Origin of the sequence: Burkholderia sp. E168m23 (assembly GCF_016586125.1) — a bacterium.
GTDB classification, from domain to species: domain Bacteria; phylum Pseudomonadota; class Gammaproteobacteria; order Burkholderiales; family Burkholderiaceae; genus Burkholderia; species Burkholderia orbicola.
Genome location: NZ_BCPP01000280.1, coordinates 1 through 7,298, shown reverse-complemented (window position 1 = coordinate 7,298; position 7,298 = coordinate 1). Strand labels below are relative to the sequence as shown.

At 66.8% G+C, this 7,298-nt stretch carries 8 protein-coding genes; 3 read left to right on the top strand and 5 right to left on the bottom strand.

The window, feature by feature from the left end; translation table 11 throughout:
* Nucleotides 1-572 (bottom strand): acetylglutamate kinase (gene argB, locus JMF90_RS16210; RefSeq protein ID WP_201325226.1); only part of this gene is annotated, 572 nt, incomplete at its 3' end.
* 293 nt (nt 573-865) lie between these two features.
* Between argB and JMF90_RS16205 the strand changes: the two genes are divergently transcribed.
* From JMF90_RS16205 to JMF90_RS16195, 3 genes are all read left to right on the top strand, one after another.
* Nucleotides 866-1,090 (top strand): cysteine-rich CWC family protein, encoded by a 225-nt coding sequence (locus JMF90_RS16205; protein WP_011546466.1) that lies wholly within the window; start codon nt 866-868, stop codon nt 1,088-1,090.
* 80 nt (nt 1,091-1,170) lie between these two features.
* Complete coding sequence (locus JMF90_RS16200) at nt 1,171-2,601, top strand: ATP-binding protein (RefSeq protein ID WP_011546465.1); 1,431 nt, start codon at nt 1,171-1,173, stop codon at nt 2,599-2,601.
* Between the two features lie 13 nt (nt 2,602-2,614).
* Nucleotides 2,615-3,157, top strand: a complete 543-nt coding sequence (locus JMF90_RS16195) for a response regulator transcription factor (RefSeq protein WP_011546464.1) — start codon at nt 2,615-2,617, stop codon at nt 3,155-3,157.
* A 67-nt stretch (nt 3,158-3,224) separates the two neighbouring features.
* On the opposite strand, the gene hslU is transcribed toward JMF90_RS16195, so the two are convergent.
* The 4 genes from hslU to JMF90_RS16175 all read right to left on the bottom strand — a co-directional run bounded on the left by hslU (nt 3,225) and on the right by JMF90_RS16175 (nt 7,297).
* Entirely contained in the window at nt 3,225-4,568 is a 1,344-nt protein-coding gene (gene hslU / locus JMF90_RS16190; RefSeq protein WP_006477496.1) for an ATP-dependent protease ATPase subunit HslU, read from the bottom strand.
* Between the two features lie 10 nt (nt 4,569-4,578).
* On the bottom strand, nt 4,579-5,115 hold the full coding sequence (gene hslV / locus JMF90_RS16185) for an ATP-dependent protease subunit HslV (protein WP_011546463.1): 537 nt from the start codon (nt 5,113-5,115) through the stop codon (nt 4,579-4,581).
* A gap of 237 nt (nt 5,116-5,352) precedes the next feature.
* Nucleotides 5,353-5,769 (bottom strand): RNA polymerase-binding protein DksA, encoded by a 417-nt coding sequence (gene dksA / locus JMF90_RS16180; protein WP_006477498.1) that lies wholly within the window; start codon nt 5,767-5,769, stop codon nt 5,353-5,355.
* Between the two features lie 496 nt (nt 5,770-6,265).
* Entirely contained in the window at nt 6,266-7,297 is a 1,032-nt protein-coding gene (locus JMF90_RS16175; protein ID WP_236597989.1) for a GTP-binding protein, read from the bottom strand.
* Nucleotide 7,298 lies beyond the last annotated feature (1 nt).

The following is a 7,298-nucleotide window of genomic DNA, read 5'->3' as shown; positions in this document are numbered from 1 at the left end:
TCCTCGCCGAAGCCGATCGGCGAGATCACCGGGATGAACGCGTCGTCCTGCAGCGCCTTCACGACCGCCGGGTTGATCGCCTCGACTTCGCCGACCTGGCCGATGTCGATGTACTGGCCCGGGTTGTCGCGGTCCGGCATCAGCAGCTTGCGTGCGTGGATCAGGCCGCCGTCCTTGCCCGTCAGGCCCACCGCGTGGCCGCCGAAGTGATTGATCAGCATCACGATGTCCTGCTGCACTTCGCCGCCCAGCACCCATTCGACGACTTCCATCGTCTCTTCGTCGGTGACGCGCATGCCCTGGATGAAGGTGCCGGCCTTGCCGATCTTCTTCAGCGCGTGATCGATCTGCGGACCGCCGCCGTGGACGATCACCGGGTTGATGCCGACCAGTTTCAGCAGGATCACGTCGCGCGCGAAGCCCTGCTTGAGCCGCTCTTCCGTCATCGCGTTGCCGCCGTATTTGATGACCACGGTCTTGCCGTGGTAACGACGGATGTACGGCAGCGCCTCCGCGAGGATTTCTGCTTTCAGCGTGGGGGCGATCTGCGAGAGGTCGATGGGCTCGGACATGGCGGCGGCTCTGGCTGGGAACGGTTGAAACAGGGCGAATTGTACAGGAGTGGCGCAGCGCAGCATCGGGTTTTTGGGCCGGCCGGCGCCCCGGCGGCGCGGCGCGGCATCGCACGCGGCGGCCCGCCGGCTATGGCGCGGCGCGATTCGGGCGGCGTCGCGCGGGCGGCGGCGGAGGGCTGGCCAACGTGCGTTTCCGATGGCGTTCGGCCGGGCGGCCGGCGTGCAAAATCCAGCCGTCGCGCTATGCTTGTCGCGTGGGGCGATGTCCCGCCCGCTTCCGCGATTGCGCCATGACCGATTCCGCCGCCGACGCCCGTTCCGCCCCGCGCCGTGCGCGCTGCCCGCACTGCGGGCGCGGCTTCGACTGCGGCGCGCATACGCAGCCGTTCGACTGCTGGTGCGCGGCGATGCCGGTGCCGCCCGGCGGCACGCCGCCCGCGGCCGGCGCGCGGTGCCGATGCCCCGAGTGCCTGGCCGACGAGATCGCGCAGCGCATGGCCGGCGCGGCCGGTTGATGGCGCCTCGCCGCGCCCGTTCGTGTGCATCGATCCGGCCCCGCTAGAGGCGCCGGGCGCTAAACGGGTAAACTGCCCGGATGCAACGAATCACCACCACCGGGCGCGTCAACCTCGGTCACCTGTTCTGGCTCCGCAATCTCGCGATCATCGGCCAGCTCGTGACGATCGGCGTCGTGCAGACCTATTTCGGCGTGCATCTGCCGTTGCCCGCGATGCTGATGGTCATCGCGCTCGAAATCGTTTTCAACGCGCTGACCTGGGTGCGCGTGCTGCGCGCGCGGCCCGAGACCAATTTCGAGCTGCTCGGCCAGCTGTGGGTCGACCTCGGTGCGCTGTCCGCGCTGCTGTTCCTGTCGGGCGGGACGACCAACCCGTTCGTGTCGCTGTACCTGCCGTCGCTCGCGATCGCGGCGGCCGTGCTGCCGTGGCACCTGATGATCTGGCTCGCGGCGTTCGCGGTCGCCTGCTACGCGGCGCTCGGCTTCGATTCGGTGCCGCTCAACATGGACAACCCGGCGAACCTGTTCGATTACTACCGTACCGGCATGTGGGTGAACTTCATGGTCAGCGTCGGGCTGATCGCGTGGTTCGTCGCGCGCATGTCGAACGCGCTGCGCCAGCGCGACGCGGCGCTCGGCGAGGCGCAGGCGCATCTGCTGCGCGACGAGCGGGCCGTCGCGCTCGGCGTGCAGGCCGCCACCGTCGCGCATGAAATGGGCACGCCGCTGTCGACGATCGCGATGCTCGCCGAGGAATTGCGCGACGCGGCGCGCTCCGATCCGGGGCTCGCGCGCTACGACGCCGACCTGAAGGTGCTCGAGGAACAGATGACGCTCTGCACGTCGGCGCTCGCGCGCCTGCGCAGCCGCGCGAGCACGTCGGCGAGCCGCCAGCCGGTGGACGACTGGCTCGACACGTTCGTCGAGCACTGGCGCCTGCGGCATCCGCACGTGCAGTTCGAGCTGCTCGGCGCGCGCCCGGCCGGCGTCGCGCTCGACGATACGGTCGCGGCCGGCCAGATCCTGACGATCCTGCTCGACAACGCCGCGCGCGCGAGCCCGCAGCGCGTGACGCTCGCCGCGAAGGTCGCGCATGGCGGCACGGCCGACGAAATCGAATTCGAGGTATGCGACGACGGGCCCGGCATTCCGGCCGCGCTGCGCGAATCGCTCGGCGCGATGCCGGTCGACAGCACGCAGGGCGGGCACGGCGTCGGCCTGTATCTCGCGTTCAGTGCGGCCGCGCGGCTCGGCGGCGAGATCGAACTGTCCGACGTCACGCCGCGCGCGGCGGGCGGCAACGGGCGGGCCGGCGGTGCGGCAAATGGCCACGCGGCGGCCGTATCGGGACAACGCGCGGGATCGCGCACGGGTGCACGTGCAGCCGAACGGCCGGCCGGCGCGCCGGACAGCCGCCCGGCCGTCGCCGCGGCCGGGCGCGGCACGCGGGCCGTGCTGCGCCTGCCGGTCGTGCGCGTCGCGATGCCGGCGGCCTCAACCAACACGTAGACGGAGAAACCACATGAGCGAGAACAATTTCCTGGTGATCGACGACAACGAGGTGTTCGCGGGCACGCTCGCGCGCGGCCTCGAGCGCCGCGGTTACGCGGTCCAGCAGGCGCACGACAAGGAGACGGCGCTGCGGCTTGCGGCGGGCGGCAAGTTCCAGTTCATCACCGTCGACCTGCATCTCGGCGAGGATTCGGGGCTGAGCCTGATCGCGCCGCTGTGCGACCTGCAGCCCGATGCGCGCATTCTCGTGCTGACCGGCTACGCGAGCATTGCGACCGCCGTGCAGGCCGTGAAGGAGGGCGCCGACAACTACCTCGCGAAGCCGGCGAACGTCGAGTCGATCCTGGCCGCGCTGCAGACCAACGCGACCGAAGTGCAGGCCGACGAGGCGCTCGAGAATCCGGTCGTGCTGTCGGTGGACCGGCTCGAATGGGAGCACATCCAGCGCGTGCTGGCGGAGAACAACAACAACATCTCGGCCACCGCGCGGGCGCTGAACATGCACCGCCGCACGCTGCAGCGCAAGCTCGCGAAGAAGCCGGTCCGGCAGTAAGCGGCGCACCAACGAAAACGGGCGGCCCCGGAAGGGGCCGCCCGTCTCTCATCAAGCACTGCGCGCGTTACAGCACGTAGCGCGACAGGTCCTCGTCCTGCGCCACTTCGCCGAGCGCACGGTCGACGTACTTCGCGTCGATCGTCACGCGCTCGCCGGCGTGGTTGCCGGCCGAGAACGACACTTCCTCGAGCAGCTTCTCGATCACCGTGTACAGCCGGCGCGCGCCGATGTTCTCGGTTTTCTCGTTGACCGCGAACGCGATCTCGGCGAGGCGCCGGATGCCGTCCGCGGCGAATTCGAGCTGCACGTCTTCGGTCGCGAGCAGCGCCTGGTACTGCTTGACGAGGCTCGCGTCGGTCGCATCGAGGATCGCCTCGAAATCTTCGACCGACAGCGAATCGAGCTCGACGCGGATCGGGAAGCGGCCTTGCAGTTCGGGAATCAGGTCGCTCGGCTTCGCGAGGTGGAACGCGCCGCTCGCGATGAACAGGATGTGATCGGTCTTCACCATCCCGTACTTCGTGTTGACCGTCGTGCCTTCGACGAGCGGCAGCAGGTCGCGCTGCACGCCCTGGCGCGACACTTCGCCGCCGCTGCCTTCGTTGTTGCGCGACGTGATCTTGTCGATCTCGTCGAGGAACACGATGCCGTTCTGCTCGACGTTCTGCACGGCCTTCGTCTTCACTTCCTCTTCGTTGAGCATCTTCGCCGCTTCCTCGTCGGTCAGCAGCTTCAGCGCTTCCTTGATCTTCACCTTGCGGCGCTGCTTCTTGCCGCTGCCGAGGTTCGAGAACATCGAGCGGATCTGCTCGGTCATCTCTTCCATCCCCGGCGGCGCCATGATGTCCATGCCGACCGACGGCTGCTCGAGGTCGAGCTCGACTTCCTTGTCGTCGAGCTGGCCTTCGCGCAGGCGCTTGCGGAAGGTCTGGCGCGTCGCGTTGTTGTCGTCGTTCGCGTGCTCGGCATTGCCGCCGAAGCCCACCGCGCGCGGCTGCGGCAGCAGGATGTCGAGGATGCGGTCTTCCGCCTGGTCGGTGGCCTTGCTGCGCACCTTGCGCATTTCGGCTTCGCGCGTCTGCTTGACCGAGATCTCGATCAGGTCGCGCACGATGCTGTCGACGTCGCGGCCGACGTAGCCGACTTCGGTGAACTTGGTCGCTTCGATCTTGATGAACGGCGCGTCGGCGAGCTTCGCGAGGCGGCGCGCGATTTCGGTCTTGCCGACGCCCGTCGGCCCGATCATCAGGATGTTCTTCGGCGTGATTTCCTGGCGCAGCGGCTCGGCGACCTGCTGGCGGCGCCAGCGGTTACGCAGCGCGACGGCGACGGCCTTCTTCGCCTTCGCCTGGCCGATGATGTGCTTGTCGAGTTCCGAGACGATCTCGGCAGGGGTCATGGTGCTCATGGGGCTGTCCTTACTCGATCGTTTCGATGATGCGGTTGTGGTTCGTGTAGATGCACATGTCGCCCGCGATCCCGAGCGACTTCTCGACGATGTCGCGCGGCGACAGGTCGGTGTTCTCGACGAGCGCGCGGGCCGCGGCCTGCGCGTACGCGCCGCCCGAGCCGATCGCGCAGATGCCGCCTTCGGGATCGAGCACGTCGCCGTTGCCGGTGATGACGAGCGTGGTGGTGGCATCGGCCGTGATCAGCATCGCCTCGAGGCGGCGCAGCATCCGGTCGGTGCGCCAGTCCTTCGCGAGCTCGACGGCCGCGCGGGTCAGGTTGCCCTGGTGCTTCTCGAGCTTCGCCTCGAAGCGGTCGAGGAGCGAGAACGCATCGGCGGTGCCGCCCGCGAATCCGACCAGCACCTGGTTGTTGTAGATCCGCCGCACTTTCCGCGCGCCACCCTTCATGACGATGTTGCCGAGGGTTACCTGGCCGTCGCCGCCGAGCGCGACCTTGTCGCCGCGCCGGACCGAAACGATGGTCGTGCCGTGAAATTGCTCCATCTGCGTTCCTTGAGAAAAACGGGGAAGAGTCGGGCGACGCGACGCGCCGCCGCGTGAATCCGCAGTGCGCCGGGGAGCGGCCCGGCGCGCGTCCGTTTCATTTTAGGGCGGGCGCCGGGATATCAAGAGGGGAAGGCAAATCGGCCGGCGGCCGGGAACCGGTGCCGGAAAAACAAAAAGCGCGCGGCAGGCCGCGCGCTTTCGGGAAGCAGCGTGTTTGAGCGGAATGCCGCTCGATCAGTCGCCGAACAGCTTCTGGCGCAACTCGCGGCGTTCCTGCGCCTCGAGCGACAGCGTGGCGGTCGGACGCGCGAGCAGGCGCGGAATGCCGATCGGCTCGCCGGTTTCCTCACACCAGCCGTAATCGCCGGAGTCGATGCGGGCGAGCGACTGCTGAACCTTCTTGAGGAGCTTGCGTTCGCGATCACGCGTACGCAGCTCGAGCGCGTGCTCTTCCTCGATCGTCGCGCGGTCGGCGGGATCGGGGACGATCACCGTCTCGCGCAGGTTCTCGGTCGTCTGGCCTGCATTCTTGAGGATGTCCGCCTGCAACTGTTCGAGCCGATTTTTGAAGAAGGCGAGCTGATCCTCATTCATGTAATCCTTGTCGCTCATCTTCAGGATTTCGGCTTCGGTCAAGAGTTTCTTCGTCATCTGCTTGCTTCTTCAATGTGCGGCAAATCGAGAGATATTGCCTGCACTTTGGGATTACCCGCAACCGCGCTTGCAATCACTTGCGATTTGCCGCCGCGGGGCCGAAAGCCTCTGGAAAACCGGTTCTCAAATACCAGGATAGGCCTGGCGCGGATTTGCGCGCGCTGCGAACCGGTGTGCTGCGCGGCACATCGCATCGGCCGCGGCCGGGAGGCGGATTGGCGATCCGGCGCGGTTGCGATGCCCGGAAAACTGGTTCAGCAAGAACCGGGCCTGTTTGTTGCCGTACTCCAGCGGGCACGTATTGTAACTGAATCGCAAGCGGGCGCCGTATCGGGTCGATCCCCGTCGGCTGCGCCAATATCTAGAAAATATAACGCGCAAATCGCGAAAAAGCGATGACGGCGAAACCCTGCCCGGAAAAGGCGCCGCCCGACCGCCGCGGCCGCCGGTGCGGGCGGCCGGGCAGCGGGCGCACGGCGGGCGCCCGCACGGGTCAGGCGAGGCAGGCGTCGAGGCCGTCGGTGATCAGGTCCTGCGGCAGGTCGACGCCGATGAACACCATCTTGTTGGTCTTCTTCTCGACCGGCAGCCACTTCGCCGCGAGGTCGCTGCCCATCATCTGGTGCACGCCCTGGAACACGACCTTGCGGTCGACGCCCTTCATGTACAGCACGCCCTTGTAGCGCAGCATCCGCTCGCCGTAGATCTGCAGGATGCCGCCGAGGAAGTCTTCCAGCTTGTTCGGGTCGAACGGGCGGTCGTTGCGATACACGAACGACTTGATCTTGTCGTCGTGGTGCGCGTGGTGATGATTGTGGTGGTGGTGGCCGTGGTCGTGATCGTGCGCGCATTGGCCGTGATCGTGGTCGCAATTCGTGTGATCGTGATCATGGTCGTGATCGTGATGATCGTGCGCGTGATCGTCCTCGGCGAGGAAATCGGGATCGATCTCGAGCTTCGCGTTCAGGTTGAAGCCGCGCAGGTCGAAGATTTCCTTGATGTCCGCTTCGCCGAAATTCACGACCTTGATCGCGGCCTTCGGGTTCATGTGCATCAGGCGGTGCTTGAGGCCCGCGACGGTCTGGTCGTCGACGAGATCCGACTTCGTGATGAACAGGCGATCGGCGAAACCGACCTGGCGCTGCACCACCTCGTGTTCGTCGAGCTGCGCGTTCGCGTGCTTCGCGTCGACCAGCGTGATGACCGCGTCCAGCAGGAAGTCGTCGGCGATTTCGCTGTCGATGAAGAACGTTTGTGCGACGGGGCCCGGGTTCGCGAGGCCGGTCGTCTCGATCACGATGCGGTCGAAGTCGAGCTTGCCCTCGCGCTTCTTCGCGGCCAGATCGCCGAGCGCGCGGGCGAGGTCGCCGCGGATCGTGCAGCAGATGCAGCCGTTGCTCATCTGGATGATCTGCTCGTTCGAATCCTGCACGAGGATTTCGTTGTCGATGTTCTCTTCGCCGAACTCGTTCTCGATCACGGCGATCTTCATGCCGTGCTGTTCGTTCAGGATGCGCTTGAGCAGC